This is a genomic window from Pseudomonas sp. EZ-C24 (genome assembly GCF_014525325.1).
Lineage (GTDB): Bacteria > Pseudomonadota > Gammaproteobacteria > Pseudomonadales > Pseudomonadaceae > Aquipseudomonas > Aquipseudomonas shirazensis.
This window is the reverse complement of sequence record NZ_JACDIU010000034.1, coordinates 36,894-63,441: the sequence shown is the minus strand read 5'-3', so window position 1 is coordinate 63,441 and position 26,548 is coordinate 36,894. Positions and strand designations below refer to the sequence as shown.

28 protein-coding genes are annotated in these 26,548 nt (G+C 62.3%); 16 read left to right on the top strand and 12 right to left on the bottom strand.

Annotation, left to right across the window (positions count from 1 at the left end; all coding sequences use genetic code 11):
* Nucleotides 1-38: 38 nt before the first annotated feature.
* The gene (locus IDM28_RS22475; protein ID WP_101322728.1) at nt 39-680 is read right to left on the bottom strand and encodes a hypothetical protein; all 642 of its coding nucleotides are present in this window, start codon (nt 678-680) and stop codon (nt 39-41) included.
* 386 nt (nt 681-1,066) lie between these two features.
* Here IDM28_RS22475 and coxB point away from each other — a divergent pair, with 386 nt between their 5' ends.
* The 4 genes from coxB to IDM28_RS22455 are packed head-to-tail and all read left to right on the top strand — an operon-like array spanning nt 1,067 to nt 5,301.
* The gene (gene coxB / locus IDM28_RS22470; RefSeq protein ID WP_188036907.1) at nt 1,067-2,194 is read left to right on the top strand and encodes a cytochrome c oxidase subunit II; all 1,128 of its coding nucleotides are present in this window, start codon (nt 1,067-1,069) and stop codon (nt 2,192-2,194) included.
* 43 nt (nt 2,195-2,237) lie between these two features.
* On the top strand, nt 2,238-3,821 hold the full coding sequence (ctaD, locus tag IDM28_RS22465; protein WP_101322726.1) for a cytochrome c oxidase subunit I: 1,584 nt from the start codon (nt 2,238-2,240) through the stop codon (nt 3,819-3,821).
* A gap of 9 nt (nt 3,822-3,830) precedes the next feature.
* On the top strand, nt 3,831-4,397 hold the full coding sequence (locus tag IDM28_RS22460) for a cytochrome c oxidase assembly protein (protein ID WP_101322725.1): 567 nt from the start codon (nt 3,831-3,833) through the stop codon (nt 4,395-4,397).
* Between the two features lie 16 nt (nt 4,398-4,413).
* Nucleotides 4,414-5,301 (top strand): cytochrome c oxidase subunit 3, encoded by an 888-nt coding sequence (locus IDM28_RS22455; RefSeq protein ID WP_101322724.1) that lies wholly within the window; start codon nt 4,414-4,416, stop codon nt 5,299-5,301.
* Nucleotides 5,302-5,452: 151 nt separating this feature from the next.
* On the opposite strand, the gene IDM28_RS22450 is transcribed toward IDM28_RS22455, so the two are convergent.
* On the bottom strand, nt 5,453-5,656 hold the full coding sequence (locus tag IDM28_RS22450; protein WP_101322723.1) for a twin transmembrane helix small protein: 204 nt from the start codon (nt 5,654-5,656) through the stop codon (nt 5,453-5,455).
* A gap of 64 nt (nt 5,657-5,720) precedes the next feature.
* Here IDM28_RS22450 and IDM28_RS22445 point away from each other — a divergent pair, with 64 nt between their 5' ends.
* From IDM28_RS22445 to IDM28_RS22425, 5 genes are read left to right on the top strand one after another with little or no spacing between them, the layout of a single operon-like run.
* Nucleotides 5,721-6,461, top strand: a complete 741-nt coding sequence (locus IDM28_RS22445) for an SURF1 family protein (RefSeq protein ID WP_150570261.1) — start codon at nt 5,721-5,723, stop codon at nt 6,459-6,461.
* Nucleotides 6,427-7,011 (top strand): hypothetical protein, encoded by a 585-nt coding sequence (locus tag IDM28_RS22440; protein ID WP_150570260.1) that lies wholly within the window; start codon nt 6,427-6,429, stop codon nt 7,009-7,011. The genes IDM28_RS22445 and IDM28_RS22440 overlap by 35 nt, the downstream gene beginning before the upstream one ends.
* Before the next feature lie 10 nt (nt 7,012-7,021).
* Nucleotides 7,022-8,089 carry a COX15/CtaA family protein gene (locus tag IDM28_RS22435; RefSeq protein WP_188036906.1) on the top strand — a complete coding sequence of 356 codons (1,068 nt, stop codon included), beginning with the start codon at nt 7,022-7,024 and terminating at the stop codon, nt 8,087-8,089.
* Entirely contained in the window at nt 8,074-8,976 is a 903-nt protein-coding gene (gene cyoE, locus IDM28_RS22430; RefSeq protein WP_150572334.1) for a heme o synthase, read from the top strand. Before IDM28_RS22435 ends, cyoE begins: the two co-directional genes overlap by 16 nt.
* Entirely contained in the window at nt 8,973-9,605 is a 633-nt protein-coding gene (locus IDM28_RS22425; RefSeq protein ID WP_188036905.1) for an SCO family protein, read from the top strand. The genes cyoE and IDM28_RS22425 overlap by 4 nt, the downstream gene beginning before the upstream one ends.
* A 90-nt stretch (nt 9,606-9,695) precedes the next feature.
* On the opposite strand, the gene IDM28_RS22420 is transcribed toward IDM28_RS22425, so the two are convergent.
* The 3 genes from IDM28_RS22420 to IDM28_RS22410 all read right to left on the bottom strand — a co-directional run bounded on the left by IDM28_RS22420 (nt 9,696) and on the right by IDM28_RS22410 (nt 12,212).
* Nucleotides 9,696-10,469, bottom strand: coding sequence for a MetQ/NlpA family ABC transporter substrate-binding protein (locus IDM28_RS22420; protein WP_101322717.1), 774 nt, complete (start codon nt 10,467-10,469; stop codon nt 9,696-9,698).
* Nucleotides 10,470-10,533: 64 nt separating this feature from the next.
* On the bottom strand, nt 10,534-11,205 hold the full coding sequence (locus tag IDM28_RS22415; protein ID WP_101322716.1) for a methionine ABC transporter permease: 672 nt from the start codon (nt 11,203-11,205) through the stop codon (nt 10,534-10,536).
* Complete coding sequence (locus IDM28_RS22410) at nt 11,205-12,212, bottom strand: methionine ABC transporter ATP-binding protein (protein WP_101322715.1); 1,008 nt, start codon at nt 12,210-12,212, stop codon at nt 11,205-11,207. The genes IDM28_RS22415 and IDM28_RS22410 overlap by 1 nt, the downstream gene beginning before the upstream one ends.
* Before the next feature lie 223 nt (nt 12,213-12,435).
* On the opposite strand from IDM28_RS22410, the gene katE reads away from it, so the two are divergent.
* Nucleotides 12,436-14,580: a catalase HPII gene (katE, locus tag IDM28_RS22405; protein WP_188036904.1), complete on the top strand. Its 2,145-nt coding sequence runs from the start codon at nt 12,436-12,438 to the stop codon at nt 14,578-14,580.
* Between the two features lie 38 nt (nt 14,581-14,618).
* On the opposite strand, the gene IDM28_RS22400 is transcribed toward katE, so the two are convergent.
* The 4 genes from IDM28_RS22400 to zur form a co-directional block, all read right to left on the bottom strand.
* Nucleotides 14,619-15,326 (bottom strand): PA5502 family lipoprotein, encoded by a 708-nt coding sequence (locus IDM28_RS22400; protein ID WP_101322713.1) that lies wholly within the window; start codon nt 15,324-15,326, stop codon nt 14,619-14,621.
* Nucleotides 15,327-15,453: 127 nt separating this feature from the next.
* Nucleotides 15,454-16,236, bottom strand: a complete 783-nt coding sequence (znuB, locus tag IDM28_RS22395; RefSeq protein ID WP_150570256.1) for a zinc ABC transporter permease subunit ZnuB — start codon at nt 16,234-16,236, stop codon at nt 15,454-15,456.
* Nucleotides 16,229-17,002, bottom strand: coding sequence for a zinc ABC transporter ATP-binding protein ZnuC (gene znuC, locus IDM28_RS22390; protein WP_150570255.1), 774 nt, complete (start codon nt 17,000-17,002; stop codon nt 16,229-16,231). The genes znuB and znuC overlap by 8 nt, the downstream gene beginning before the upstream one ends.
* A complete protein-coding gene (zur, locus tag IDM28_RS22385; protein ID WP_101322710.1) occupies nt 16,999-17,484 on the bottom strand; it encodes a zinc uptake transcriptional repressor Zur in 486 nt (161 codons plus the stop codon). Before zur ends, znuC begins: the two co-directional genes overlap by 4 nt.
* Before the next feature lie 18 nt (nt 17,485-17,502).
* Between zur and znuA the strand changes: the two genes are divergently transcribed.
* Nucleotides 17,503-18,474, top strand: a complete 972-nt coding sequence (znuA, locus tag IDM28_RS22380; protein ID WP_188036903.1) for a zinc ABC transporter substrate-binding protein ZnuA — start codon at nt 17,503-17,505, stop codon at nt 18,472-18,474.
* A gap of 43 nt (nt 18,475-18,517) precedes the next feature.
* On the opposite strand, the gene IDM28_RS22375 is transcribed toward znuA, so the two are convergent.
* Both IDM28_RS22375 and IDM28_RS22370 read right to left on the bottom strand, forming a co-directional pair.
* On the bottom strand, nt 18,518-19,468 hold the full coding sequence (locus tag IDM28_RS22375; protein ID WP_150570253.1) for a homoserine kinase: 951 nt from the start codon (nt 19,466-19,468) through the stop codon (nt 18,518-18,520).
* 68 nt (nt 19,469-19,536) lie between these two features.
* Nucleotides 19,537-19,824 carry a DUF2782 domain-containing protein gene (locus IDM28_RS22370; protein ID WP_101322707.1) on the bottom strand — a complete coding sequence of 96 codons (288 nt, stop codon included), beginning with the start codon at nt 19,822-19,824 and terminating at the stop codon, nt 19,537-19,539.
* Nucleotides 19,825-19,898: 74 nt separating this feature from the next.
* Between IDM28_RS22370 and polA the strand changes: the two genes are divergently transcribed.
* Nucleotides 19,899-22,673, top strand: coding sequence for a DNA polymerase I (gene polA, locus IDM28_RS22365; RefSeq protein ID WP_150570252.1), 2,775 nt, complete (start codon nt 19,899-19,901; stop codon nt 22,671-22,673).
* A 324-nt stretch (nt 22,674-22,997) separates the two neighbouring features.
* Here polA and yihA read toward each other — a convergent pair whose 3' ends face one another.
* Nucleotides 22,998-23,630 (bottom strand): ribosome biogenesis GTP-binding protein YihA/YsxC, encoded by a 633-nt coding sequence (gene yihA, locus IDM28_RS22360; protein WP_101322705.1) that lies wholly within the window; start codon nt 23,628-23,630, stop codon nt 22,998-23,000.
* A gap of 207 nt (nt 23,631-23,837) precedes the next feature.
* On the opposite strand from yihA, the gene IDM28_RS22355 reads away from it, so the two are divergent.
* The 4 genes from IDM28_RS22355 (at nt 23,838) to IDM28_RS22340 (ending at nt 26,546) form a co-directional block, all read left to right on the top strand.
* Nucleotides 23,838-24,125: a c-type cytochrome gene (locus tag IDM28_RS22355; protein ID WP_224785572.1), complete on the top strand. Its 288-nt coding sequence runs from the start codon at nt 23,838-23,840 to the stop codon at nt 24,123-24,125.
* A gap of 31 nt (nt 24,126-24,156) precedes the next feature.
* Complete coding sequence (locus tag IDM28_RS22350) at nt 24,157-24,774, top strand: c-type cytochrome (RefSeq protein WP_101322703.1); 618 nt, start codon at nt 24,157-24,159, stop codon at nt 24,772-24,774.
* 270 nt (nt 24,775-25,044) lie between these two features.
* On the top strand, nt 25,045-25,680 hold the full coding sequence (dsbA, locus tag IDM28_RS22345; protein ID WP_101322702.1) for a thiol:disulfide interchange protein DsbA: 636 nt from the start codon (nt 25,045-25,047) through the stop codon (nt 25,678-25,680).
* An 11-nt stretch (nt 25,681-25,691) separates the two neighbouring features.
* The gene (locus IDM28_RS22340; RefSeq protein ID WP_101322701.1) at nt 25,692-26,546 is read left to right on the top strand and encodes an endonuclease/exonuclease/phosphatase family protein; all 855 of its coding nucleotides are present in this window, start codon (nt 25,692-25,694) and stop codon (nt 26,544-26,546) included.
* Nucleotides 26,547-26,548 lie beyond the last annotated feature (2 nt).

Sequence of the window (26,548 nt, the reverse complement as noted above, 5' to 3'; positions counted from 1 at the left end):
CGGGTTGCCCGCGACCGGCCGGTTCACACTGCGTCAGCTCAAGCCGGTTGGCCGAGCTCGACCCCCAGCTGGCGCGACAGGCACGGCCAGCGTTTCCAGGCTTCACCGGTCGCCGGGCTGCTCAGCGTGGCGCGGTAGGCTTCGACCGATTCCAGGGCGAAGCTGTCGTCGTCGAGCATCTCGTCGACCGAGTGATGCACCACTTCATCCAGTTGGTTGGCAAACTCTTCGCCGATCAGTTGATGGGCGATCAGGTTGGCCACGGTGGTGTCCGCCGGAATCAGCGGCTGCCCGAAGTGCTTGATGTACAGATCGTTGACCTCTTCGACCAGACGATGGGCCAGGTAGGCTTCATCGAGCAGGCAATCGAGGCCGACATGCCCTTGCATGACGCTGGGCGGTTGCATGAAATAGGCTTCGGCGATCTTCAATACCGGTTTGATCTGCGACTCGATGCCAGCTTCGAGCGCGACCGCATGGGCAGCTTCGAGTAGCTCTGGAACCTCGTCGATATAAGCGCCAACAAAGCGCGCCAGGGTGCCCTGAGCATCTTTCTCAGGGAGTTGGATGGACGGATGCAGGTGCGGCAGTTGCGCTTCGAGGCGCTGTTTCAATTGGCCGCTCTGGCTCTCATGTTGATGGGCTTGTTTGATCTGCTCGCGTACAGCGGCGATGTTCATGACAACTCCAGGGACATTGGGTGACAAACGGAAGACAGTACTTACGGAAAGCTCTAAGTTAGCTCGGTATACCGGATGCCTAAGACGCATTTGTTATAAGCAACGCAAACGTGTGCGAGCTCAAGAATATAGCGATGCCATCATTATGCCATGACCCAGCAATGGCGCGGGTTTGCTGGGTTTTGTGGCTTTGTGACGATGTTTTCATAGGCCGCGTTGCGTGGCCTAGAGCGCTGTCTATACTCGGGTTGAACGTGATTGGTTGATGAGGCCCACCTGCAGTTTGCAGAGGAGCTCGGTCGTCGAAGCAGGCTGTCTTGACCGCCGCCCCCCCTTGCCCAAGGTCTATGCCTCCGGGATTACAAGAATGATAAGGGGAACCCGCAATGATGCGACATCCACATGTCTGGATGGGCCTTCTGTTGTGGTCGGTTATCGGTCAGGCGCATGGCGCATGGACCGTCAACATGGCGCCCGGGGCTACCGAAGTCTCCCACGCAGTGTTCGACCTGCACATGATCATCTTCTGGATCTGCGTCGTTATCGGCATCGTGGTGTTTGGCGCGATGTTCTGGTCGATGGTGATCCACCGCCGCTCAACCGGCCAGCAGGCCGCGCACTTCCACGAGCACACCTGGGTCGAGATCATGTGGACCGTGGTGCCGCTGCTTATCCTCATCGTCATGGCCATCCCTGCCACCAAGACCCTGATCGAAATCTACGACGCCAGTGAATCGGACATCGATATCCAGGTCACCGGCTACCAGTGGAAGTGGCATTACAAATACCTGGGGCAGGATGTCGAGTTCTTCAGCAACCTTGCCACCCCCGCGGAACAGATCAACAACAAGGCGCCCAAGGACGAGCATTACCTGCTCGAGGTCGACCAGCCGCTGGTGATCCCGGTGGGCGCCAAGGTGCGTTTTCTGGTCACGGCCGCCGACGTGATCCACTCCTGGTGGGTACCGGCCTTTGCGGTCAAGCGTGACGCCATCCCCGGCTTCGTCAACGAAGCCTGGACCCGGGTCGAGAAACCCGGCATCTACCGCGGCCAGTGCACCGAGCTGTGCGGCAAGGACCACGGCTTCATGCCGGTGGTGGTCGAGGTCAAGTCGCAGGCCGATTACGACACCTGGCTGGGCGAGCGCAAGGCCGAAGCGGCCAAGCTCAAAGAGCTGAACAGCAAGGAATGGACCCTGCAAGAGCTGGTCGAGCGCGGCGACAAGGTCTATCACACTACTTGCGTCGCCTGTCACCAGGCCGAGGGCCAGGGCTTGCCGCCAATGTTCCCGGCACTCAAGGGCTCGAAAATCGCTACCGGGCCTATCGAAGGCCACTTGGGCATTGTCTTCCACGGCAAGCCCGGCACGGCCATGGCCGCGTTTGGCAAACAGCTCTCGGAAGTCGATATCGCCGCCGTGGTCACCTATGAGCGCAACGCCTGGGGCAACAACAAAGGCGACATGGTCACGCCTAAAGACGTGCTCGCGCTCAAGCAGGCAGAAGCCAAATGAGCCGTAAATTGCGCCGCAGCCAGTGGCTGGCAGGAGACAGGACATGAGTGCAGTGATCGACGAGCATGGCCACGACCATGCCCACGGCCCGGCCAAGGGCTTGATGCGCTGGGTGTTGACCACCAACCACAAGGACATCGGCACGATGTACCTGTGGTTCAGCTTCTGCATGTTCCTGCTCGGCGGCTCGTTCGCCATGGTCATTCGCGCCGAGCTGTTCCAGCCGGGGCTGCAGATCGTCGAACCGGCTTTCTTCAACCAGATGACCACCATGCACGGCCTGATCATGGTATTCGGCGCGGTGATGCCGGCGTTTGTCGGCCTGGCCAACTGGATGATCCCATTGATGATCGGCGCCCCGGACATGGCCCTGCCGCGGATGAACAACTTCAGTTTCTGGCTGCTGCCGGCGGCGTTTCTGCTGTTGGTATCGACCCTGTTCAGCGCCGGTGGCGGGCCCAACTTCGGCTGGACCTTCTACGCGCCGTTATCCACCACCTATGCGCCGGCCAGCGTGACCTTCTTCATCTTTGCTATCCACCTGATGGGCGTCAGCTCGATCATGGGCGCGATCAACGTGATCGCGACCATTCTCAACCTGCGCGCGCCGGGCATGACCCTGATGAAAATGCCGCTGTTCGTCTGGACCTGGCTGATCACCGCCTTTCTGCTGATCGCCGTGATGCCGGTGCTGGCCGGGGTGGTGACGATGATGCTGATGGATATTCACTTCGGCACCAGCTTCTTCAGCGCGGCCGGCGGTGGTGATCCGGTGTTGTTCCAGCATGTGTTCTGGTTCTTCGGCCACCCCGAGGTGTACATCATGATCCTGCCGGCGTTCGGCGCAGTCAGCTCGATCATCCCGGCGTTTTCCCGCAAGCCGCTGTTTGGCTACACCTCGATGGTGTACGCCACCGGGGCGATCGCGTTTCTGTCGTTCATTGTCTGGGCGCACCACATGTTCGTGGTCGGCATCCCGGTGGTGGGCGAGCTGTTCTTCATGTACGCGACGATGCTGATTGCGGTGCCGACCGGGGTCAAGGTGTTCAACTGGGTCAGCACCATGTGGGAAGGCTCGCTGACCTTCGAGACGCCGATGCTGTTCGCCATTGCCTTTGTCATCCTGTTCACCATCGGCGGTTTCTCCGGGCTGATGCTGGCGATTGCCCCGGCGGACTTCCAGTACCACGACACCTACTTCGTGGTGGCGCACTTCCACTATGTGCTGGTGCCTGGGGCGATCTTTGGCATCTTCGCGTCGGCCTACTACTGGCTGCCGAAATGGACTGGCCACATGTACGACGAAACCCTCGGCAAGCTGCACTTCTGGCTGTCGTTCATCGGCATGAACCTGGCCTTCTTCCCGATGCACTTCGTTGGCCTGGCCGGCATGCCCCGGCGCATCCCCGACTACAACCTGCAGTTCGCCGACTTCAACATGGTCTCGTCGATTGGTGCATTCCTGTTCGGCGCTACGCAGATCTTCTTCCTGTTCATCGTCATCAAGACCATCCGTGGAGGCCGGCCAGCGCCGGCCAAACCGTGGGATGGCGCCGAAGGGCTGGAGTGGTCGGTGCCATCGCCGGCGCCGTACCACACCTTCCAGACGCCGCCGGAAGTGAAATAGGGCCTTGCCATGACCAGCCTGCCACTCAAACGCCTGGTGCGCCGCCTGCTGCTGCTGACGGTGGTGATGTTTGCCTTCGGCTTTGCCCTGGTGCCGCTGTACGACGTGATGTGCAAGGCGTTCGGCATCAATGGCAAGACCGGCGGGCAATATGAAGGCAGCCAGGTCAGCGACCCTTCGCGCACGGTGCGGGTGCAGTTCATGTCGACCAATGCTGGTGACATGAGCTGGGACTTCTACTCGCGTGCCGACCAGGTCGAGGTCAACCCGGGCGCGGTCAACCAGATGATCTTTGTGGCGCACAACCCGACCGACAAGCCGATGAGCGCTCAGGCGGTACCGAGCATCACTCCGGCCGAGGCGGCGGCGTATTTCCACAAGACCGAATGCTTCTGCTTTACCCAGCAGGTGCTGCAGCCGGGTGAGCGCATTGAGATGCCGGTGCGGTTCATCGTCGACCGCGACCTGCCGGGCAACGTCAAGCACCTGACTCTGGCCTACACCTTGTTCGACATCACCGCTCGCCACCCGCCGGTTGCCCAGTTGAGCACCGAGGGCGTCCAGCGCGCCCGCTGAGGGAAGGAGAACAGCAATGGCACACCACGATCACTACTACGTCCCGGCGCAGAGCAAATGGCCGATCATCGCCACCATCGGCATGTTCGTCACGGTGTTCGGCCTGGGCACCTGGTTCAATGATCTGAAGGCCGGCCACCCGGATTCGCACGGGCCGCTGATCTTCTTCTTCGGTGCGCTGTGCCTGGCCTACATGCTGTTCGGCTGGTTCGGTGCGGTGATCAGGGAGAACAAGGCGGGGCTGTACAGCGCGCAAATGAACCGCTCGTTCCGCTGGGGTATGGGCTGGTTCATCTTCTCCGAGGTGATGTTCTTTCTGGCTTTCTTTGGCGCGCTGTTCTATGTGCGCGTGCTGGCCGGGCCGTGGTTGGGCGGTGACGGCGCCAAGGGTGTGGCGCACATGCTCTGGCCGAACTTCGAGTTTGCCTGGCCGCTTTTGCACACGCCGGACCCGAAGCTGTTTCCGCCGCCCAAGGATGTCATCGACCCTTGGCACCTGCCGTTGATCAACACCCTGCTGTTGGTCAGCTCGAGCGTGACCATTACCATCGCCCACCACGCATTACGCAAAGGCCATCGCGGGCCGCTGAAGTTGTGGCTGGGACTGACCATCCTGCTGGGGCTGTCGTTTCTGGCATTGCAGGCCTACGAGTACTACGAAGCTTATGTGCATCTGGGGCTGACGTTGGGCTCGGGGATCTATGGTGCGACGTTCTTCATGCTGACCGGGTTCCACGGCGCGCACGTGACCTTGGGGACGGTGATTTTGATCGTGATGTTCGTGCGCGTGCTGCGCGGGCATTTTGATGCCAACCAGCATTTCGGTTTCGAGGCGGCCAGTTGGTATTGGCATTTTGTCGACGTGGTTTGGGTTGGGTTGTTTGTATTTGTTTATGTGCTGTAACGGCTTGCGCGGACCCTGTAGGAGCGGCCTTGTGTCGCGATAGGCGCGCGTAGCGGGCCCGGCGATCTGTGGTGGCTGCACGATTTATGTGGCCGCTGCGCGCCCCAATCGCGACACAAGGCCGCTCCTACACAGGGCGCGTGGGATGCAATTAGAAGGGCGCGTGGGAGACCAGTTGCCCGCTCATGAAGCCCCAGGCGATCAGACCGATGGTCAGCGCTGCGAGGCTGACGCGCACGGTCAGGGCCTTGAGCAGGCGGGTCGAGTCTTGATCGTCCTTGACCAGAAACACCAGGCCACTGAACAGGCTGGCAACAGTGGCCAACAACAGCAAAACAATGGCGGCCTTGAGCATGGCGGCACTCCCCGGGGGGCTTGGTGATGCAGGCAAGTATAGCGTTCGCACAGCGTGGCCCAAGGTGAAGCCGTTTCGCCCCGGGCTGGTGCCGACTCTGGTGGTGCTTGCACTGCTGCCGGGGTTGATCGCGCTGGGTTGCTGGCAACTGAGCCGCGCCGAGCAGAAGCGCGAACTGCTGGCGACCTACGCCGAACGCCAGGTCGAAGCGCCGCTGGCGCTGGCCGAGCTGCAGTCGCTGGCCGATCCGGCTTTTCATCGGGTGCAGCTGTTTGGCCACTTTGACGCCAATCACAGCCTGCTGCTGGACAACCGCCTGCGCGACGGCCAGGTCGGCGTCGAGCTGCTGCAACCGTTTCTCGATCAGGCCAGCGGCCACTGGCTGTTGATAAATCGCGGCTGGCTGCCCTGGCCCGATCGGCGTGTGCCGGCGCGCTTCGATACCCCTTCGCAAACGCTGGCGCTGCAGGCGTCGGTCTATATCGCCCCCGGCGCGGCCTTCCAACTGCACCCGGACCCGGTCGGCGGGCAGTGGCCGCACCTGCTCACTGCCATCGACCCCGCTGCGCTCTGGCAGCAGTTGGGGCGTGACGGTTATGGCCACGAACTGCGCCTGCTCGGCGGGCCAGCCAGCTACCGGCTGGACTGGCCGATAGTCGCCATGGGCCCGGAAAAGCACCTGGGCTACGCCGTGCAGTGGTTCGCCCTGGCGGCGGCATTGGTGCTGCTGTACCTGTACTTCGGCTGGCATAACAACAAGGAGCATCACCATGAGCGCCGCCACGAGTCCACTGGACGTGCCTGAAGGCCGCAAGCCCCGCAGCCGCGGACGCTGGCAGCTGTTGCTGATCTTGCTGGTCACCCTCGGCCCGATGATCCTTGCCACCAGCATGTACAAGTTCAAGTTCTGGGTGCCGGACGGCCGCAGTTATCACGGTGCAATGATCGGCAACGGCCTGAGCCGGGCCGACATTGGTATCCCGGCGCAGGAGCAGCGCTGGCAGCTGCTGGTCAGCGCGCCGGCGGCGTGTGATCAGCCCTGCCAGAACCTTGTGTACCTGGCGCGGCAGATCCAGATCGGCCTGGGCCGCGATGCCAGCCGCGCCAGCCATGCGCTGGCGGCTGCGCAGCCACTGAGCAGCGATTACCAGCAGCTGCTCACCCGCGAGTACCCGCAGTTGCAGCGTTATCCGCTGGACCTGCAGCGCTACGGCGAGCACGTCAGCGAGCCGGGGCCGCAACTGTGGATCGTCGACCCGCACGGCAACCTGGTGCTGCGTTACGACGCCACGGTCAAGGGCAAGCACGTGCTCGACGACCTGCGTCATCTGCTCAAGCTGTCCAACATCGGATAGGAGCTCTGCCATGGCCAGACCCGGCTATCGCCTCGCTGTGTTCGCAACCTTGCTGGCGCTGGTGGTGGTACTGCTGGGCGCCTATACCCGGCTGACCCATGCTGGTCTCGGCTGCCCGGACTGGCCCGGTTGCTACGGCTTTATCAGCGTGCCCAAAAGCGACGCGCAGCTGGCCCATGCCGAGCTGCACTTCCCTGAGCATCCCGTTGAAGCAGCCAAGGGCTGGGCCGAGATGGTCCATCGCTACTTTGCCGGTGGCCTGGCGCTGGTGATTGCCTGGCTGGCGTTGCAGGCGCTGCGCCGGCACGCCCGTGACGGCCAGCCCTACCGTCTGCCACTGCTGTTGCTGGCGGTGGTGCTGGCGCAAGCGGCGTTTGGTATGTGGACGGTGACCTTGAAGCTGTGGCCGCAGGTGGTCACGGCGCACCTGCTTGGCGGCTTCACTACGTTGAGCCTGCTGTTGCTGCTATCACTGCGTCTATCCCGGGCCTTTGCGCCATTGCCGAAACTGCCGTTGAGCCTTCGCCGAGTCGCCGCGCTGGGGCTGCTGACCGTGATTGGCCAAGTCGCTCTGGGCGGTTGGGTCAGTGCCAACTATGCCGCCGTCGCCTGCATCGACCTGCCGACTTGCCATGGCCAGTGGTGGCCTGCGGCTGACTTCAGCAATGGCTTTCACCTGACTCAGCATGTCGGCCCCAATTACCTCGGTGGCCAGCTCGACAGTGATGCGCGCACGGCGATTCATATCAGCCATCGGCTGGGTGCACTACTGGTCACGGCCGTACTGTTGCTGCTCAGCCACAAACTCTACCGCAACGGTTTACGCGCCCTGGCCGGGCTGGTCATGCTGGCGCTGGCGGTGCAGATCAGCCTTGGCATCAGCAATGTCCTGCTGCACCTGCCGCTGGCCGTCGCGGTGGCGCACAACGCCGGTGGTGCTGCGCTGTTGCTGTGCATGGTGTTGGTGAATTACCGCATTCGCGTGGTCGACAAGGTCCGCGTCGGCCATGGCTGGCGCTTGACCCGCGTGGCCGGGGCACATGTACCGATGAGGAGTGACGCATGGCGACGGTTCTGAGCACGCCGCGGCAGCAGGCCAGCTGGCGCGATTATGTCGAGCTGACCAAGCCCAAGGTGGTGCTGCTGATGCTGATCACCGCGCTGGTCGGGATGTTTCTCGCGACCCGTGCGGGCGTGCCGTGGACGGTGTTGCTGTTCGGCAACCTGGGTATCGGCCTGTGCGCTGGCGCTGCGGCTGCGGTCAACCATGTGGTCGACCGGCGTATTGATGGATTGATGGCGCGCACCCATAAGCGGCCTTTGGCCGATGGCAGGATCGCGCCCATGGCAGCGCTGGCCTTTGCCTTGCTTCTGGCGGTGCTCGGCATGAGCGTGCTGCTGGTGTTCACCAACGCCCTGACAGCCTGGCTGACCCTGGCTTCACTGCTCGGTTATGCGGTGCTCTACACCGGTTTTCTCAAGCGTGCGACACCGCAGAATATCGTTATCGGTGGCCTGGCCGGGGCCGCGCCGCCGTTGCTCGGTTGGGTTGCGGTGACCGGGCAGATCACCGCCGAGCCGTTGCTGCTGGTGCTGATCATCTTCGCCTGGACGCCGCCGCACTTCTGGGCGCTGGCCATCCACCGCAAGGAGGAATACGCCAAGGCAGCGATCCCGATGCTGCCGGTGACCCATGGCGAGGCCTACACCAAGCTGCATATCCTGCTGTATACCTGGGTGCTGCTGGCGGCAAGTCTGCTGCCGTTCGCCATCCACATGAGCGGCCTGCTGTATCTGGCCTGTGCGCTGCTGCTCGGGCTGGGTTTTGTCCGCTGGGCCTGGGTGCTGTACCGTGGCACCCGGCCGCACGCGGCGATCAAGACCTTCAAGTACTCTATCGGGTACCTGTTCGCCCTGTTCATCGCCCTGCTCGTTGACCACTATCTGTTGATGCTGAATCTATGACCCGAACCCAGAAAACCGTCTTCATTCTCGTTGCCGTGGTTGCCTTGATCCTCGGCCTGACCGTCAACAAGGTGCTCAACGGCCGCAGCGAGGCCAACCCAGCTGAACTGATCGATGCCGGCATCATCCTGCTGCCGCAGAGCCGCAGCGTGCCGGCGGTGAGCATGACCGACCACAACGGCCAGCCGGTCGAGCTCGATCAGCTCAAAGGCAAATGGTCGTTGCTGTTCTTCGGCTACACCTACTGCCCGGACATCTGCCCGACGACCCTGGCGCAGCTGCGCCAGGTCAAGAGCGAACTGCCCAAGGAAGCCTTGGAGCGTTTGCAAGTGGTGCTGGTCAGCGTCGATCCGCACCGCGATACCGCCACTCAGCTGAAGCAGTACCTGGGCTACTTCGATAAGGATTTCGTCGGCCTGGCCGGCTCGATCGAGGACACCCAGAAGCTGGCCAATGCCCTGAGCATTCCGTTTATCCCTGCTGACACCAGCAAGCCCGGCTACACCGTCGATCACAGCGGCAACCTGGCTGTGGTCGGGCCCGATGGGCGCCAGCGCGGCTTTATCCGCGCACCGTTCAACAACCAGAAGCTGGCGGCGCAGCTGCCGGGGCTGGTCAAGCGCGACTGAGGCCAGAAAGCACTGCGGGGCAAGCCCGCCGCCTGCAGTGCACAAGCTGCAGGCGGCGGGCTTGCCCCGCAGGTGTTGCGGTCGGCTCGATCAGAACGCCGGCAGTACCGCGCCTTTGTACTTCTCGGTGATGAACGCTTTGACTTCAGGCGAATGCAGCGCTGCAACCAGCTTCTTCATTGCGTCCGAGTCCTTGTTGTCCGGGCGTGCCACCAGGATGTTGACGTAAGGCGAGTCGCTGCCTTCGATCACCAGGGCATCCTTGGACGGATCAAGCTTGGCTTCCAGCGCGTAGTTGGTATTGATCAGGGCCAGATCGACCTGAGTCAGCACACGCGGGATGGTGGCCGCTTCCAGCTCGCGGAACTTGAGGTTCTTGGTGTTGGTGGTGATGTCTTTCACAGTCGACAAGATGTTGCTCTTGTCCTTCAGGCTGATCACACCGGCCTTGTCCAGCAGCAACAACGCGCGGCCGCCGTTGGTAGCATCGTTGGGGATAACCACGGTAGCGCCGGCCGGCAGCTCGTCGAGCTTCTTCAGCTTGCTCGAGTAAGCGCCCAGTGGCTCCAGGTGCACGCCGGCAACGCTGACCAGGTTGGTGCCTTTGGCCTTGTTGAACTCATCCAGGTACGGCTGGTGCTGGAAGAAGTTGGCATCCAGGCGCTTCTCGGCAACCTGTACGTTTGGCTGCACGTAGTCGGTGAAGACCTTGACCTTGAGGTCGACGCCTTCTTTAGCTAGCACGGGTTTGACGAACTCGAGGATCTCGGCGTGCGGCACCGGGCTTGCAGCGACGGTGATGGTCTCGGCAGCGTGCGCCGAAAAAGCCGCCACAGCGGCAACAACAGCAAGCAGTTTTTTCATCAAACACTCCTTGTGAGGGCCGCGACGGCCCCCGAACGGGTCGGCCTGGCCGACCCCATTGGGGTTACTTACGGGAAAAATGCACGACCAGTTTGTCGCCGACGCTTTGCAGAACTTGAACCAGGATCAGCAACATCACCACGGTGACCACCATTACATCGGTCTGGAAGCGCTGATAACCAAAGCGAATCGCCAGGTCGCCGAGGCCACCAGCACCGACCACACCGGCCATGGCGGTATACGACACCAGGGTGATTGCGGTCACGGTAATCGCCGCGAAGATGCCCGGGCGCGCCTCGGGCAGCAGTGCGTTGGTGATGATCTGGCGGGTGGTCGCGCCCATCGACTGGGTCGCTTCGATGATGCCGCGGTCAACTTCACGCAGCGCCGTCTCGACCAGGCGGGCGAAGAACGGCGTGGCGCCGACCACCAGTGGCGGGATGGCCCCGGCGACGCCCAGCGAGGTGCCGGTGATCAGTACGGTGAATGGGATCATCACGATCAGCAGGATGATGAACGGCAGCGAGCGCAGGATGTTCACCACCAGCGACAGCAGCGCGTACAGGCCTTTCTGCTCGAACATCTGCCGCGGCCCGCACAGGAACAGCAGCACACCCAGCGGCAGGCCCAGCAGCACGGTGAAGAACAGCGAGCCGAACAGCATGATCATGGTGTCGATGGTCGCCAGCCAGATTTCGGCCCAGTCGACATTGGCGAAGAAATTCAAAGCGTCCATCAACGCAGTACCTCCATATGCACATCAGCTGCGCTGAAACGGTCGAACGCGGCTTGCATGTCGCCGCCGGTAACGGCCAGGGTCAATTGCCCGTAAGGCACGTCCTTGATGCGGTCGATACGCCCGGCGAGGATGCTGTAGTCGACCCCGGTTTCCCGGGCGACAGTGCCGAGCAGCGGTGCGTAGGTGGCATCGCCCTGGAAGGTCAGGCGCACGATCCGGCCTGGCACGTGGGCAAAGTCGTCGCGCTGTTCGCCTTCGTCGACTTGCTCGTCCTCTTGGACAAAACGCTTGGTGGTGGGGTGCTGCGGGTGCAGGAACACCTCGGCAACACTGCCTTGCTCGACGATCAGGCCGGCGTCCATCACCGCCACGCGGTCGCAGACCCGACGGATCACGTCCATTTCATGGGTGATCAGGACGATGGTCAGCTTCAATTCGCGGTTGATCTCGGCCAGCAGTTGCAGAACTGAGGCCGTGGTCTGCGGGTCGAGGGCGCTGGTGGCTTCGTCGCACAGCAAAATCTTCGGCCGGGTCGACAGCGCGCGGGCAATGCCGACACGTTGCTTCTGCCCGCCGGAGAGCTGCGCCGGATATTTTTTGGCGTGATCGGACAGGCCGACCCGCGCCAGCAGCTCGGTGACACGCTGGTCGATTTCGCTGCGCGATAGCTCACCGGCCAAGGTCAGCGGCAGCGCCACGTTGTCGGCCACGGTCTTGGAGGCCAGCAGGTTGAAGTGCTGGAAGATCATCCCGACCTGCTGGCGGAAGCGCCGCAGCTGGTTGGCATCGAAGCCGGTAACGTCTTCACCATCGACGATGATCTTGCCACCGCTGGGCGCTTCGAGGCGGTTGATCAGGCGCAGCAAGGTGCTCTTGCCAGCGCCGGAGTGGCCGATCAGGCCGAACACCTGGCCATTTTCAATGGTCAGGCTGGTCGGGTTCAGGGCGGGGATGTCCCTACCGGCGACGCGGTAGGTCTTGTGCACATGTTGAAACTCGATCACTGAGCGAACCTTGTGGGGCGCAATGGAAATAGGGTCTGGCGGTAAGCCGGGGGGCGCATTTTAGCCTTTTCCCCTGGGTCTTCTTAGCATTTATTTCGTATTGGTCCAATCCAACCGGCATAACGCGACAGTCGGCAATGGAATTGAACGCATGCGCACGGCCATCAGTCACTAGCTAACGAGCCCGAATGGGCCGCCCTGAATACCGATGAGGAGAGCCGACATGTCGCGCAAGCACCCGGATACCCCGAAACAGAGTGAGATGGCCGGTACCGACACCCCGGACCGTGCCAACACCAACGCCAAACTGCAGAGTCTGGAAGCCTACCGTAGCGACGCTACCGGCGAGGCGCTGCGGACCAATCAGGGCGTCAAGATCGCTGACAACCAGAACACCCTCAAGGCGGGTGCGCGCGGGCCGTCGTTGCTCGAAGATTTCATCATGCGTGAAAAAATCACCCACTTTGACCATGAGCGCATCCCCGAGCGCATCGTCCATGCCCGTGGCACTGGCGCTCATGGTTACTTCCAGAGCTACGGCAAGCATGCCGAGCTGACCAAGGCCGGTTTCCTCCAGGACCCGGAGAAGATCACTCCGGTGTTCGTGCGCTTCTCCACCGTGCAGGGCCCCCGCGGCTCCGGTGACACGGTGCGCGACGTGCGCGGCTTCGCCGTGAAGTTCTACACCGACGAAGGCAACTTCGACCTGGTCGGCAACAACATGCCGGTGTTCTTCATTCAGGACGCGATCAAGTTCCCCGACTTCGTTCATGCGGTGAAACCTGAGCCACACAATGAAATGCCCACCGGCGGTTCGGCTCATGACACCTTCTGGGACTTCGTCTCGCTGGTGCCGGAGTCGGCGCACATGGTCATCTGGGCGATGTCCGACCGGGCTATCCCGCGCAGCCTGCGGATGATGGAAGGCTTTGGCGTGCATACCTTCCGCCTGATCAATGCCGAAGGCGTGGCCAGTTTCGTCAAGTTTCACTGGAAGCCGAAGCAAGGCGTGCACTCGGTGCTGTGGGACGAGGCGCAGAAGCTGGCCGGCAAGGACACCGATTTCCATCGTCGCGACCTTTCCGAAGCGATTGAAACCGGCGACTACCCTGAGTGGGAACTGGGCGTGCAGATCGTGCCTGAGGCCGACGAGCACAAGTTCGACTTCGACCTGCTCGACCCGACCAAGATCATCCCCGAAGAGCTGGTGCCGGTGACGCCGTTGGGCAAGATGGTGCTCAACCGCAACCCGGACAACTTCTTCGCCGAGGTCGAGCAGATCGCCTTCTGCCCTGGCCATATCGTACCGGGTATCGACTTCACCAACGATCCGCTGCTGCAGGGCCGCCTGTTCTCCTACACCGACACGCAGATCAGCCGCCTCGGTGGCCCGAATTTCCATGAGATCCCGATCAACCGTCCTGTTGCGCACAACCACAACGGCCAGCGCGATGGCATGCACCGCATGGAAATCAACAAGGGCCGTGCCTCGTACGAGCCGAACAGCATCGATGGCGGCTGGCCGAAGGAAACCCCGGCAGCGGCTGAAGACGGTGGCTTCGACAGCTATCAGGAGCGGATCGATGCACGCAAGGTTCGCGAGCGCAGCGAGTCGTTCAGCGATCACTTCTCGCAGGCGCGCCTGTTCTTCCACAGCATGAGCCCGAACGAGCAGCAGCACATCATCAAGGCCTACAGCTTTGAGCTGGGCAAGGTCGAGCGGGAATACATCCGTGCCCGTCAGGTCAACGAGATCCTCGCCAATATCGACCTGAAGCTGGCTGCGGCAGTAGCGGCCAACCTGGGTCTGCCGGCGCCGAGCAAAGGCACCGTGCAGGTCAAAGGCTCGAGCCTGGCCGAGTCGCCAGCGCTGAGCCAGCTCAATCACCCGGGCAGCGTGGGGATCAAGGGTCGCAAGATTGCCCTGCTGCTGGCTGACGGTGTGGATGCGGCGGACGTCGATCGTCTGGTCAAGGCACTTGAGGCGCACAGCGCCAGGCCAATGCTGCTGGGCCCAACCTCGGCGCCAGTAAAAGCGGCCGATGGTTCCAGCCTGGCGGTGGATGCGTCGATGGAAGGCATGCCGTCGATCATGTTCGATGGTGTGCTGGTGCCGGCCGGCAAGGCCGCAATTGATGCGCTGGGGCAGAGCGGTTTGGCCAAGCACTTCCTGCTGGAAGCGTACAAGCACCTGAAGGCCATCGCCTTTGCCAAAGACGGCAAGGCGCTGGTCGGCAAACTCGGCCTGGCCGAAGACAAGGGCTTGTTGCTGGGCAATGATCAGAAGGCGATCGATGCCTTCGTCAAAGCGGTCGAAGCGCACCGGGTGTGGGAGCGCGAAGCTGCTGCAGAAGCCATTCCGGCTTGATCGATCACCCCGGCAGGCTCGCCTGCCGGGGTTTTATTTCAACGCTGATGCGGTACCAGCACGACTTGAGCGGGCAATGAGCGCTGGATTTCATGGCGCTGGTTGAGCTCATAGCTACTGTCGAGCTTGTGTACGCGCTTGCCCAGCAGCGTTTTCAGCCACGGCGCGTCGTCCTTGCGTGGCACCTGGAACACCACTTCACACTGATAACTGACCACGTCTGCGGCGATGTCATCCAGCTGCCGGCGCAGGGCGCGGCTGTCTGTGGTTTTCAGGGCGATCACGGTGCTCGGTGCGGTGGGGTCGATCACGCGCGCCTTGGGCTTGGCTTCAGCGGCCTTCAAGGCAGCTTCGGCACGGTCCAGCTCGGCCTTGCGCGCATGGGCCACGGCATCCCCGGCGGCCAGCGCCGGCGCTTGCGGCATCAATGCCCGAGCCCGCGCCAGCGCGGTCGCGGCGGCATTCACGTCACCCTTTTGCAGGACGATCTGGCTGCGCTGCAAGTAGGCTTCGGCGAGCTGGCGCTGGTGCTGCTCCACGCGCGGGTCTTGCGGCGCCTGGGCTTGCAGGGCGGTCAGCTGATCTTCAGCAGTGGCCAGTTCGTTGCTGGCGATGTTCTGCTGCAGCTCGGCCCATGGGTCGGCCTGGGCAGGCACGCTCGGCTGTTCGACCGGGGCGCTGGCACACGCGGCCAGGCCCAGCGACAACACGGCAACAAGCAGATAACGGGAGGCGAACGGCTTCATTCCTGCGACTCTCTATTTGCGCAAAAAGCGAGCAAGTCTACACCCAGGTGCGCACGCTCGAAAACAAGTCTTACAGACCCTTTACCCGCGCATTGGTTGCAAGATGCGCCAAAGTGCGACCCGTGTCTCAGCGTTTGGGCAGGGCCAGGCTCAGCAAGAATAGCACTGCCGCGCAGACCACGATCGATGGCCCGGCCGGCGTGTCCTTGAACCAGGACATTGCCAGCCCGCCACATACCGCCACCACACCGAGCAGGCTGGCACCCAGCGCCATCTGCTCGGGCGAGCGCGCATGGCGCTGGGCGGCGGCGGCCGGGATGATCAGCAGCGAGGTGATCAGCAGCACGCCGACGATCTTCATCGCCACCGCAATCACCACGGCGATGAGCAGCATCAGGGTCAGGCGCAGCGCCGCTACCGGCAGGCCTTCGACGGTTGCCAGCTCTTCATGTACGGTCACCGCCAGCAGTGGGCGCCAGAGCGCGGCGAGCAACAGCAGCACGGCTGCACTGCCGCCGATGATCCAGCCCAGGTCCGTTGGGCTGATCGCCAGCAAGTCGCCAAACAGATAGGCCATCAGGTCGATGCGCACGTCGTGCATGAAACTCAGCACCACCAGGCCCAGCGACAAGGTGCTTGGAGCAAGAATCCCCAGCAGCGTATCCGACGCCAGCGGCTGGCGCTGCTGCAGCGTCACCAGCAAGATCGCCAGCAGCAGGCAGCCGACGGTTACCGCCAACGCCGGGCTGACATCCAGCAGGAAGCCCAAGGCAACGCCGAGCAAGGCCGCGTGCGACAACGTGTCGCCAAAATAGGCCATCCGCCGCCAGACCACGAACGAGCCCAGCGGACCTGCAACAACTGCCAGGGACAAACCGGCCAGCAGGGCGTAAAGAAGAAAATCAGCCATGCTTGCAGTGCTCTCCGTGAACATGGGCGCCAGGGGTGACAACTGCGCCGTGCAGGTCGTGGCTGTGGTCGTGGTGATGGTGATAGATGGCCAGGCTCGGGGCGTTCTGGCCGAACAGTTCGACAAAGGCCGGGTCGCCGCTGACCTGCTCGGGGTGGCCGGAGCAGCACACATGGCGGTTCAGGCAGACCACCTGATCGGTGGTGCTCATGACCAGGTGCAGGTCGTGGGAGACCATCAGCACGCCGCAGCCGTAACGGTCGCGCAGGCGTGTGATCAAACTGTACAGCTCGGACTGCCCCGCCACATCGACGCCTTGTACCGGTTCATCGAGCACCAGCAATTGCGGCTTGCGCAGCAGGGCTCGGGCCAGCAGCACGCGCTGCATCTCGCCGCCGGAAACAGTCTGTAGCGGGCTGTCGATGACCTGCTCGGCGCCGACTTCCTGCAATGCCGCCAAAGCTGCGCCGCGGTCTACCCCAGGCACCAAACGCAGGAAGCGCAGTACCGACAGTGGCAGCGTCGGGTCGACCTGGATCTTTTGCGGCATATAGCCGATACGCAGCCTGGGCTTGCGCCAGACGCTGCCACGATGCGGCTTGAGCAGGCCGAGCACGGCCCGCACCAGGGTGGTCTTGCCAGCACCGTTGGGGCCGATCAGCGTGACGATCTGGCCTGGCGCAACCGCCAGGTCGATGTTGTCCAGTACGGCTTCGCCAGCAAAGCTGACGCCGACTTGCTCAAGGCGGATCAGGGCGTCGCTCATGCCGCGCCTCGGCAGTTGCCGCACAGGCCGACCACTTCCACGGTCTGGGTTTCAACCTTGAAGCCGACCGCGTTGGCGCTGGCGATGATCGCGCCACTGATGCTGTCCTGCTCAAGCTCGATGGCGATATGGCACTCGCGGCAGATCAGGAACTGGCCCTGATGGGCGTGTTCCGGGTGGCTGCAGCCGATGAAGGCGTTGAGCGAGGCGATGCGGTGCACCAGGCCGTTCTCGAGGAGGAAGTCCAGCGCCCGATAAACGGTCGGCGGCGCCGCGCGGCGGCCATCCTGCTCGCTCAGCACGGCAAGAATATCGTAGGCGCCCAGCGGCTTGTGGCTCTGCCACACCAGCTCCAGCACCCGCTTGCGCAGGGCAGTCAAACGCAGGCCCTGACGCACGCAGATGGCGTCGGCTTCAGCCAGCGCACTGTGCACGCAATGGGAGTGGTCGTGGGGGCGGTGAGCCAGCGGAGTAATCGACATGGGCGGCGACGGTTCTTAATGGAGACGTTATTATGTTACCTGTTTCTGACACGTCGAGTATTCACCGTGCCCCGTTTCCTTGTGCTTTTTGTCGCTTTGCTCGCCTGCTCGGCCCATGCCGATGTGCGTGTGCTGACCAGTATCAAACCGCTGCAGCAGATCGCTGCGGCCGTTCAGGACGGTGTCGGCAGCCCTGAAGTGCTGCTGCCGCCGGGTGCCTCGCCGCACCACTATGCGCTGCGGCCGTCCGACGTACGGCGCGTGGCCGATGCCGACCTGCTCTACTGGATCGGCCCGGACATGGAGAGCTTCTTACCGCGGGTGCTCGGCAGCCGCAGCAAGCAGACCGTGGCGGTGCAGTCGCTGAAAGGCATGCAGCTGCGTCATTTTGGTGAGGACAGCCATTCCCATGATGAGGCCGGTCATGATGAAGCTGACCATGACGAGCATGATCATGACCACCGCCCGGGTAGCCTGGACGCGCACCTGTGGCTGTCGTCGGTCAATGCACGGGTAATTGCCGGGCAGATGGCGGCCGACCTGAGCAAGCTCGACCCGGCCAATGCGGCGCGGTATCAGAGCAACTTCAAGGCCTTCGATTCGCGCCTGGATGCGCTTGATCAGCGGATCAAGACCCGTGTGGCGGGCGTTGCCGCCAAGCCCTACTTCGTCTTCCACGAGGCGTTCGATTACTTCGAAGCAGCTTACGGCCTCAAGCACACCGGCGTGTTCAGCGTGGCTTCGGAAGTGCAGCCGGGTGCTCAACACGTGGCGGCGATGCGCAAGCGCTTGCAGGAAGTGGGCAAGACCTGCGTGTTCAGCGAGCCGCCGCTGCGCCCACGGCTGGCTGAAACGCTGACCGCAGGGCTGCCGGTGCGGCTGGCCGAGCTGGATGCGCTGGGTGGCAGCGAGCCGGTGGACAGCAAAGGCTACGAGCGCTTGCTGGAAAACCTTGCGAACGGCCTGGCCGGTTGCCTGGAACAGCTCTGACGGCTCTTAAAGGAGCGTCCCGGCAAGGACGCTCCTGAAAGGCTTAGAGCGCGAACGGCAGCTTCAGGTCGATATGCTGACGCTGGGCCAGGCGCACTTCGAACTCGCGTGGGTCATGAATGGTGACGTCCATGCCGGCGAACTGCTCGGCGGCAATCAGCCGCGACAGCCAGAAGCGCACACAGGCTACCCGCAGCATCAGCGGCCACAGCTCGGCCTCGGCCGCGGTGAACGGGCGCAGCGCGGCATAGGCGCCGAGCAAGGCCTGTGCGCGCGGCAGGTTGATCCCCGCCGCTTCGTCCAGGCACCAGTCATTCACGGTAATTGCGATGTCATACAGCATCGGCCCTGAGCAGGCGTTGTAGAAGTCGATCAAGCCGGTGAGGTGGGTGCCTTCGAACATCACGTTGTCGCGGAACAGGTCGGCGTGCAGGTTGGCCCGTGGCAGCGCCAGGATCTGCGCCTTGTGCGCGGCAATGTCAGCCAGGGTCGGCTGCAGCAGGGCCCGCTGCTGCTCGCTCAGGTGCGACAACAGCTCGGCGCCCGACTCCAGCATCCAGTCCAGGCCACGGTCAGTCTTGCGCTCAAGGATCTGCTCGCGGGTCGCCAGATGGATATGCGCCTGCAGTTCGCCAACCTGGGCGCAGTGCTGGTTGTTCGGCGCCATCACATGCTTGCCGTTCAGCCGTGGTTGCAGCAGCGCAGGCTTGCCGCACAGCTCCCGCAAGCCATGGCCATCGCGGTCGCGCAGGGCGTAGGGCACTGGCATGTCGGCCTGGTGCAGCACATCCAGCAGGTCGATGAAAAACGGCATGTCTTCGGCCGGGCCGCGCTCGATCAGGGTCAGGACAAACTCACCCTGCTCCATACTGACGAAGAAGTTGCTGTTCTCGGTACCGGCGGCGATGCCCTGGAAGTCGAGCAGACGGCCCAGCTGATACGGCGCCAGAAAGGTTTCCAGCTCGGGCCGGGACACAGGGGTGAAAACTGACATGATGAAAAGTTGCCCATGCGGGCACTTCCGCCGGGAAGTGCCAGGTTGATGTGACGGTACGCGTCAGATTACCACTCGAAGATCTTCCACGATGGAATCAGCATGTCCGGCTGGTCGGAGCGGATGAAATTGCCATCCGAGCCATCGGCGCGTACCAGAAAATAAGGCTTGCCGCCTTTCGGCGTGACTTTGATCGCATACAGGAAGCCGTTTTGCCGGTATTCCTGAATGGTTTTATCGCCTTCCGTGCGAATGGTCACATCGGGATCAGCCGATGGGGCGTCGTCCGCCGCCTGGGAGACGATCGGCATGGTTGCCAGAAGGCCGAGCAGTAACAGGCGATTGAGTGTCCGCATGATAACCTTGTCCCTTTGTCGTCATTGATCTGGCTATTCTAGCGCCGGACCCGTCGAAAAGGTTGATTCTGCTCATGAGCCTAGCTCCCCTCGTCCTGGTGGACGGTTCGTCCTACCTGTATCGCGCCTTCCACGCGCTGCCGCCGCTGACCACCTCCAAGGGTATGCCCACCGGTGCCGTCAAGGGCGTGCTGAACATGCTCAAGAGCCTGCGCCGGCAATATCCGGACAGCCTGTTCGCGGTGGTCTTCGATGCCAAGGGCGGGACCTTCCGCGACGCCCTGTTCGCCGACTACAAGGCCAACCGGCCGAGCATGCCGGACGACCTGCGGGTGCAGGTCGAGCCATTGCACGCCAGCGTCAAGGCACTCGGCTATCCGCTGCTGTGCGTGGAAGGGGTCGAAGCCGACGACGTCATCGGCACCCTGGCCCGCAGCAGTGCGGCGGCCGGGCGCCCGGTGATCATCTCCACCGGCGACAAGGATATGGCCCAGCTGGTCGACGGCCACATCACCCTGGTCAACACCATGACCGGCAGCGTCATGGACATTGCCGGTGTGCACGAGAAGTTCGGCGTCGGCCCTGAGCACATCATCGACTTCCTGGCGTTGATGGGCGACAAGGTCGACAACATCCCCGGCGTGCCCGGCGTTGGCGAAAAAACTGCAGTAGGCCTGCTGACCGGCATCGGCGGTGGCTTGAAGGACGTCTACGCCAACCTCGACAAAGTCCCGGCGCTGCCGATTCGCGGCGCCAAGAGCCTGCCTGCCAAGCTCGAGGAGCACCGCGATGCGGCCTTCATGTCGTATGAGCTGGCTACCATCAAAATTGATGTGCCGCTGGATATCGAAGTCGATGCGCTGGTCTGCGCGGAGCCGGATCGCGACGCGCTGCTGGCGCTGTATGCCGAAATGGAATTCAAGAGCTGGATCGCCGATGTGCAGCGTGATGCGGCAAAGGTTGGCGAGGAGCTGGCGCCGGCGCCGGTAGAAGAAGCGCCGCAGGCCAAGGTCGAGCCGCAGTACGAGACCATCCTTGACCAAGCCCGCTTCGATGCATGGCTGGAAAAACTGCGCCAGGCGCCGCTGTTTGCCTTCGACACCGAGACCACCGGGCTGGACGCGCAAAAGGCGCAGCTGGTTGGCGTGTCGTTCGCGGTCGAACCGCATGTGGCCGCCTATGTGCCGCTGACCCATGACTACGAAGGCGCACCGGCCCAGCTCGACCGTGACCAGGTATTGCTGGCGCTGAAGCCGCTGCTGGAAGACCCGCACAAAGGCAAGATCGGCCAGAACGCCAAGTACGACATCAATATTCTGGCCAACTGCGCAATTGGCGGTGATCAGGCCAATGGCATCGATATGCGGGGTGTCGCCTACGACACCATGCTCGAATCCTACGTGCTCAACTCCAACGCTACCCGCCATGACATGGACAGCCTGGCGCAGAAGTACCTCGACCACACCACCATCACCTTCGAGCAGATCGCCGGCAAAGGCGCCAAGCAGCTGACCTTCAACCAGATCCCACTGGACAAGGCCGGCCCTTACGCCGCCGAAGACGCCGACATTACCCTGCGTCTGCACCAGGCACTGCAGGCGCACCTGGCGAAGACCCCCAGCGTGCAGCCGGTGCTGATGGACATCGAGATGCCGCTGGTGCCGGTACTGGCGCGGATCGAGCGCCAGGGCGCGCTGGTCGATGCCAATCTGCTGGCCATCCAGAGCGGCGAGCTTGGCTTGAAAATGGCCGAGCTGGAGCGCGAGGCGTATGCCCTGGCCGGGGAAGAGTTCAACCTTGGCTCGCCCAAGCAACTCGGGGTGATCCTCTACGACAAGCTGGGCATGCCGATCCTGAGCAAGACCAGCAAAGGCCAGGCATCTACCGCCGAGGCAGTGCTGGCCGAGTTGGCCGAGCAGGACTATCCGCTGCCCAAGGTGCTGATGCAGTACCGCTCGCTGAGCAAGCTCAAAAGCACCTACACCGACAAGTTGCCGCACCAGATCAACCCGCGCACCGGCCGGATTCACACCTCGTATCAGCAGGCTGTGGCAGCCACTGGGCGCCTGTCGTCGAGTGATCCGAACCTGCAGAACATTCCGATCCGCACCGCCGAAGGCCGGCGTATTCGGCAGGCGTTCATCGCCAGCCCTGGCTACAAATTGCTCGCGGCCGACTACTCGCAGATCGAATTACGGATCATGGCCCACCTGGCCAAGGATGAAGGCCTGTTGCATGCCTTCCGCAACGACCTGGACGTGCACCGGGCGACTGCTGCAGAGGTATTTGGCGTTGATCTGGCTGCCGTCACCACCGACCAGCGCCGTAGCGCCAAGGCGATCAACTTCGGCCTGATCTATGGCATGAGCGCCTTTGGTCTGGCCAAGCAGCTTGGCGTCGACCGTAAACAGTCGCAGGACTATATTGACCGCTACTTCACCCGCTACCCAGGCGTGCTCGCCTACATGGAGCGCACCCGCGCCCAGGCTGCCGAGCAGGGCTATGTCGAAACCTTCTTCGGTCGTCGTCTGTACCTGCCGGATATCAACGCGAAGAATCAGGCCCTGCGCAAAGGCGCCGAGCGCACCGCGATCAACGCCCCGATGCAAGGCACTGCCGCCGACATCATCAAGCGCGCCATGGTCGCTGTGGATAACTGGCTGAGCAGCAGCGGGCTGGATGCGCGGGTGATCCTCCAGGTACACGATGAACTGGTGCTGGAAGTGCGTGAAGACCTGGTCGAGCAGATCAAGGCCGAGATCCGCCCGCACATGAGCGACGCGGCTCAGCTGGACGTGCCGTTGCTGGTCGAAGTCGGCGTTGGGGCGAACTGGGACGAGGCGCACTAAGACGTCTGGCGCGGGGTCTGCGGCTATCCGTGGACCTGCGTTGCTTAGGCGTTTTTGCAGGCTAGGCAGCCTCTGTTAGCGCAAATAATTGCAAGCGCTGAGGAACTAAACCAGTGAAGCGGGACTCAGATCTACTGAATGGCTGGTGAAGCCGTTCGATGCTCCTATGTTGTGTTAAGTGTTGGCAGAATATCTGGACCCCGCCCTAACGGTCCGGACTTGAACCCCGAACTTCCCCCTCCCCATACGAAGTCCGGGGTTTTTTTTGCCTGCGATTTTGGCTGCAGCGGCAATTTGCCGCTTACAGCACCCTCGCGTCAGCGCTTACTCGACAGGCTTGTCTTCCAGTTCCATCCAGCCGGCCAGGACCACGTAGGCTTCTTCCAGGCCCTGGCGCTTGGGCGCCGAGAACAACTGGATGGACGCGGTATCGCCCCAGCCCTTGCGGATTTCTGCCTGGATTTTCAGCAGGGTGTTCTTCGCTGCGCCGTAGGTGAGCTTGTCGGCCTTGGTCAGCAGAATGTGCATGGGCATGCCGCTGGCCTTGGCCCAGTCCAGCATCATCTTGTCGAAATCGGTCATCGGATGGCGCACGTCCATCATCAAAATGATCCCGCGCAGGCACTCACGGCCGCCCAGGTAGGCTTCCAGGTGGCGCTGCCAGTGCTGCTTGAGCGGGATCGGCACCTTGGCATATCCGTAGCCCGGCAAGTCGACCAAACGCCGTTCATCGTCCAGACTGAAGAAGTTCAACAGCTGCGTGCGGCCTGGGGTTTTCGAAGTCCGCGCCAGGCTGGCATGGGTCAGGGTGTTGAGGGCGCTGGATTTACCGGCGTTGGAACGGCCGGCGAAAGCCACCTCGTAACCCTGGTCTTCCGGGCATTGATCGACCTTGGCGGCGCTAAGGGCGAAGGTGGCTTTCTGGCAGAGGCCGAGGATGGGGTTCTTGACTTGCATGGGATATCCGATGTGGGTGTTGCCTGAGCCTGGCTCGGCAAGCAGTGTCGTTTCCGTTTGGATCGCGGAAGTATATAATGCCCCAGTTTTTGTGTGTGCATTCTCCCAGCGAAGGAGGCGCACATGGGGTGTCGAACAATAGCTCGCGCATTAGAACGCAGCGCGGCCCCCAACCCTGAAAGGTCGTTACGCAAGGCGCAATGGCTAATGGCTGTTGGTATGTTCCTACCGTTTTTCAGTGCACAGGCTACACAGGATCCCGAGGCGTTGTACAACCGCAGCTGTGCTGCCTGTCACGCCGGACAACTGCCACAGGCCCCGATGAAGGGTGACGTGGCGGCCTGGGAGCCAAGGCTGGCGCAGGGTATGGAGGTACTGGTGGCGCATGTTAACAAGGGTTTCAAGGCTATGCCGCCGCGTGGATTGTGCATGGACTGCAGTACCGAGGACTACCGTTTGGTCATCCTTTGGATGAGCGGCAGTCCCGATACATAACATTTCACCCTTAGCCGTGTTGGATTAGCTGATGAACAAACTATTCGTGAGTCTGCTGTTGACCATGGGGGTTGCAGGTGCGGCAAGTGCTGCGGACCCTATCAAAGGCGACGCCGCCGCCGGTCAGGCGAAAACCGCCGTCTGTGGTGCCTGCCACAACCCCGACGGCAACAGCCTGGCGCCTAATTTCCCGAAACTCGCTGGCCAGGGCGAACGCTATCTGGAAAAGCAACTGCACGACATCAAGACCGGCAAGCGCGTGGTGCTGGAAATGACCGGCATGCTCGAACCGTTCAATGACCAGGATCTGGCCGACATCGCCAGCTACTTCGCCAGCCAGAAAGGCAGCGTCGGCGCAGCCGATCCGAAGCTGGTCGAGCGCGGGCGTGCCTTGTTCAATGGTGGCGACCTGAGCAAGGGCATGCCTGCCTGTACCGGCTGCCATTCGCCCGATGGCGCAGGCATTGCCTTGGCAGGCTTCCCACATCTGAGTGGCCAACACGCTCAATACATCAGCAAGCAGCTGACTGACTTCCGTGAAGGCAATCGCACCAACGATGGTGATGCGATGACCATGCGCAGCATCGCCAGCAAGCTGAGCAACAAGGATGTGGAGGCGTTGGCGAGCTATATTCAGGGGCTGCACTGAGGGGGTTAACCTTCAGTTAATGATTGATTGGTAAATGATGAAGGGTGGCTGGGTTGGTGCCAGTCGGTCGAGTTTGGGGCTGCTTTGCAGCCCATCGCGACACAAGCCCGCTCTACAGGGGGCGGCGGTGTTACGAGGCTCGGCTGACGCATTGCGCCCCGGCTGCCCTTTTTTTCGTCTGTTGCCGTTACACTATCGAACTCGCACCCTTCCCGGCCGGTCTTAGTTGAGGTCGCGTCGAGGTGACCACTGAATGCTCAGGAGTAATGCATGCGTAAACTGATTCTCAGCGCTGCGCTGGTCGCCGCCAGCGTTTTCGGTATCACCGCCGTTCAGGCAGCCGATACGGCTACCGCGGGTAAAGAATATATCGAGCTGAGCAACCCGGTTGCAGTCTCCCAGCCAGGCAAGATCGAAGTCGTCGAGCTGTTCTGGTATGGCTGCCCGCACTGCTACCACTTCGAACCGGTGATCAATCCGTGGGCTGAAAAGCTGCCTGCCGATGTCAATTTCAAACGCATTCCCGCCATGTTCGGCGGCCCATGGGATGCTCACGGCCAGATGTTCCTGACCCTCGAAGCCATGGGCGTCGAGCACAAGGTTCACGCCGCAGTGTTCGATGCGATCCAGAATCAGCGCAAGCAGTTGACCAAGCCTGAAGACATGGCTGAGTTCCTCGCCACTCAGGGCGTCGATAAAGACAAGTTCCTTGCCACCTTCAACTCCTTCGCCATCAAAGGCCAGGTCAAACAGGCCAAAGAACTGGCGAAGAAGTACGAAATCACTGGTGTTCCAAGCATGATCGTCAACGGCAAATACCGCTTTGACCTCGGCACCGCCGGCGGCCCGGAAGGCGTACTCAACGTCGCCGATCAGCTGATCGCCAAGGAGCGCGCCGCTAAGTAAGCGGCGAACCCATGGCTCGCGTGCGAACCACCCGAGGCGTTGGCCTGCATCAACCGCAGGTCAACGAGCATCACCTGCAGGCACCCGGCCTCCCGGAAGATGGTCGCCTGCGCCTGCTCAGTTTCAATATCCAGGTTGGTATCAGTACCGAGCGCTACCGCCATTACCTGACCCGCAGTTGGCAGCACCTGCTGCCGCACACCGGTCGGGCCGGCAACCTGCAGAAGATCGGTGCGCTGATCAGCGACTTCGATCTGGTGGCCTTGCAGGAAGTCGATGGTGGCAGCATGCGCTCGGGCTACATCAACCAGGTCGAGCACTTGGCACAGTTGGGCGCGTTCCCTTACTGGTATCAGCAGCTCAATCGCAACCTGGGGCGTTTTGCCCAGCACAGCAATGGCGTCCTCAGCCGGCTCAAACCGACTCATCTGGAAGATCACCCGCTGCCCGGCCCCGCCGGTCGCGGTGCAATCCTGGTGCGCTTCGGCGAGGGTGAAGATGCGCTGATCGTGGTCATGATGCACCTGGCGCTCGGTGCCAAGACCCGTGCGATGCAGCTCAGCTACATCCGCGAGCTGATTGGCGGCTATCGTCACCAGGTGTTGATGGGAGACATGAACACCCACGCCAACGATCTGTTGGAAACCTCGCCACTGCGCGACCTTGGGCTGATTGCGCCGCAGGTCGAAGCGACCTTCCCGAGTTGGCGCCCGCAGCGCTGCCTTGATCATATTCTGCTCAGCCCGAGCCTGACGCTGGAGCGTGTCGAGGTATTGGCCCAGCCAATTTCCGATCACCTCCCAGTTGCGGTCGAGATTCGATTGCCTGACGCATTGACTGTGGATACCCTGCCCGTCTTGAGCTAATT

What these genes read in the sequence shown, in the direction of transcription:
- IDM28_RS22355 (WP_224785572.1), top strand. Translation starts at nt 23,838, where the DNA reads ATGGCTGTTGGTATGTTCCTACCGTTTTTCAGTGCACAGGCTACACAG.
- cyoE (WP_150572334.1), top strand. Translation starts at nt 8,074, where the DNA reads ATGGCGACGGTTCTGAGCACGCCGCGGCAGCAGGCCAGCTGGCGCGAT.
- IDM28_RS22375 (WP_150570253.1), bottom strand. Translation starts at nt 19,468, where the DNA reads ATGTCAGTTTTCACCCCTGTGTCCCGGCCCGAGCTGGAAACCTTTCTG.
- IDM28_RS22455 (WP_101322724.1), top strand. Translation starts at nt 4,414, where the DNA reads ATGGCACACCACGATCACTACTACGTCCCGGCGCAGAGCAAATGGCCG.
- IDM28_RS22450 (WP_101322723.1), bottom strand. Translation starts at nt 5,656, where the DNA reads ATGCTCAAGGCCGCCATTGTTTTGCTGTTGTTGGCCACTGTTGCCAGC.
- polA (WP_150570252.1), top strand. Translation starts at nt 19,899, where the DNA reads ATGAGCCTAGCTCCCCTCGTCCTGGTGGACGGTTCGTCCTACCTGTAT.
- IDM28_RS22415 (WP_101322716.1), bottom strand. Translation starts at nt 11,205, where the DNA reads ATGGACGCTTTGAATTTCTTCGCCAATGTCGACTGGGCCGAAATCTGG.
- dsbA (WP_101322702.1), top strand. Translation starts at nt 25,045, where the DNA reads ATGCGTAAACTGATTCTCAGCGCTGCGCTGGTCGCCGCCAGCGTTTTC.
- IDM28_RS22400 (WP_101322713.1), bottom strand. Translation starts at nt 15,326, where the DNA reads ATGAAGCCGTTCGCCTCCCGTTATCTGCTTGTTGCCGTGTTGTCGCTG.
- ctaD (WP_101322726.1), top strand. Translation starts at nt 2,238, where the DNA reads ATGAGTGCAGTGATCGACGAGCATGGCCACGACCATGCCCACGGCCCG.
- znuA (WP_188036903.1), top strand. Translation starts at nt 17,503, where the DNA reads ATGGAGACGTTATTATGTTACCTGTTTCTGACACGTCGAGTATTCACC.
- zur (WP_101322710.1), bottom strand. Translation starts at nt 17,484, where the DNA reads ATGTCGATTACTCCGCTGGCTCACCGCCCCCACGACCACTCCCATTGC.
- IDM28_RS22440 (WP_150570260.1), top strand. Translation starts at nt 6,427, where the DNA reads ATGAGCGCCGCCACGAGTCCACTGGACGTGCCTGAAGGCCGCAAGCCC.
- IDM28_RS22350 (WP_101322703.1), top strand. Translation starts at nt 24,157, where the DNA reads ATGAACAAACTATTCGTGAGTCTGCTGTTGACCATGGGGGTTGCAGGT.
- IDM28_RS22435 (WP_188036906.1), top strand. Translation starts at nt 7,022, where the DNA reads ATGGCCAGACCCGGCTATCGCCTCGCTGTGTTCGCAACCTTGCTGGCG.
- znuC (WP_150570255.1), bottom strand. Translation starts at nt 17,002, where the DNA reads ATGAGCGACGCCCTGATCCGCCTTGAGCAAGTCGGCGTCAGCTTTGCT.
- coxB (WP_188036907.1), top strand. Translation starts at nt 1,067, where the DNA reads ATGATGCGACATCCACATGTCTGGATGGGCCTTCTGTTGTGGTCGGTT.
- IDM28_RS22370 (WP_101322707.1), bottom strand. Translation starts at nt 19,824, where the DNA reads ATGCGGACACTCAATCGCCTGTTACTGCTCGGCCTTCTGGCAACCATG.
- IDM28_RS22340 (WP_101322701.1), top strand. Translation starts at nt 25,692, where the DNA reads ATGGCTCGCGTGCGAACCACCCGAGGCGTTGGCCTGCATCAACCGCAG.
- znuB (WP_150570256.1), bottom strand. Translation starts at nt 16,236, where the DNA reads ATGGCTGATTTTCTTCTTTACGCCCTGCTGGCCGGTTTGTCCCTGGCA.
- yihA (WP_101322705.1), bottom strand. Translation starts at nt 23,630, where the DNA reads ATGCAAGTCAAGAACCCCATCCTCGGCCTCTGCCAGAAAGCCACCTTC.
- IDM28_RS22475 (WP_101322728.1), bottom strand. Translation starts at nt 680, where the DNA reads ATGAACATCGCCGCTGTACGCGAGCAGATCAAACAAGCCCATCAACAT.
- IDM28_RS22420 (WP_101322717.1), bottom strand. Translation starts at nt 10,469, where the DNA reads ATGAAAAAACTGCTTGCTGTTGTTGCCGCTGTGGCGGCTTTTTCGGCG.
- IDM28_RS22460 (WP_101322725.1), top strand. Translation starts at nt 3,831, where the DNA reads ATGACCAGCCTGCCACTCAAACGCCTGGTGCGCCGCCTGCTGCTGCTG.
- katE (WP_188036904.1), top strand. Translation starts at nt 12,436, where the DNA reads ATGTCGCGCAAGCACCCGGATACCCCGAAACAGAGTGAGATGGCCGGT.
- IDM28_RS22425 (WP_188036905.1), top strand. Translation starts at nt 8,973, where the DNA reads ATGACCCGAACCCAGAAAACCGTCTTCATTCTCGTTGCCGTGGTTGCC.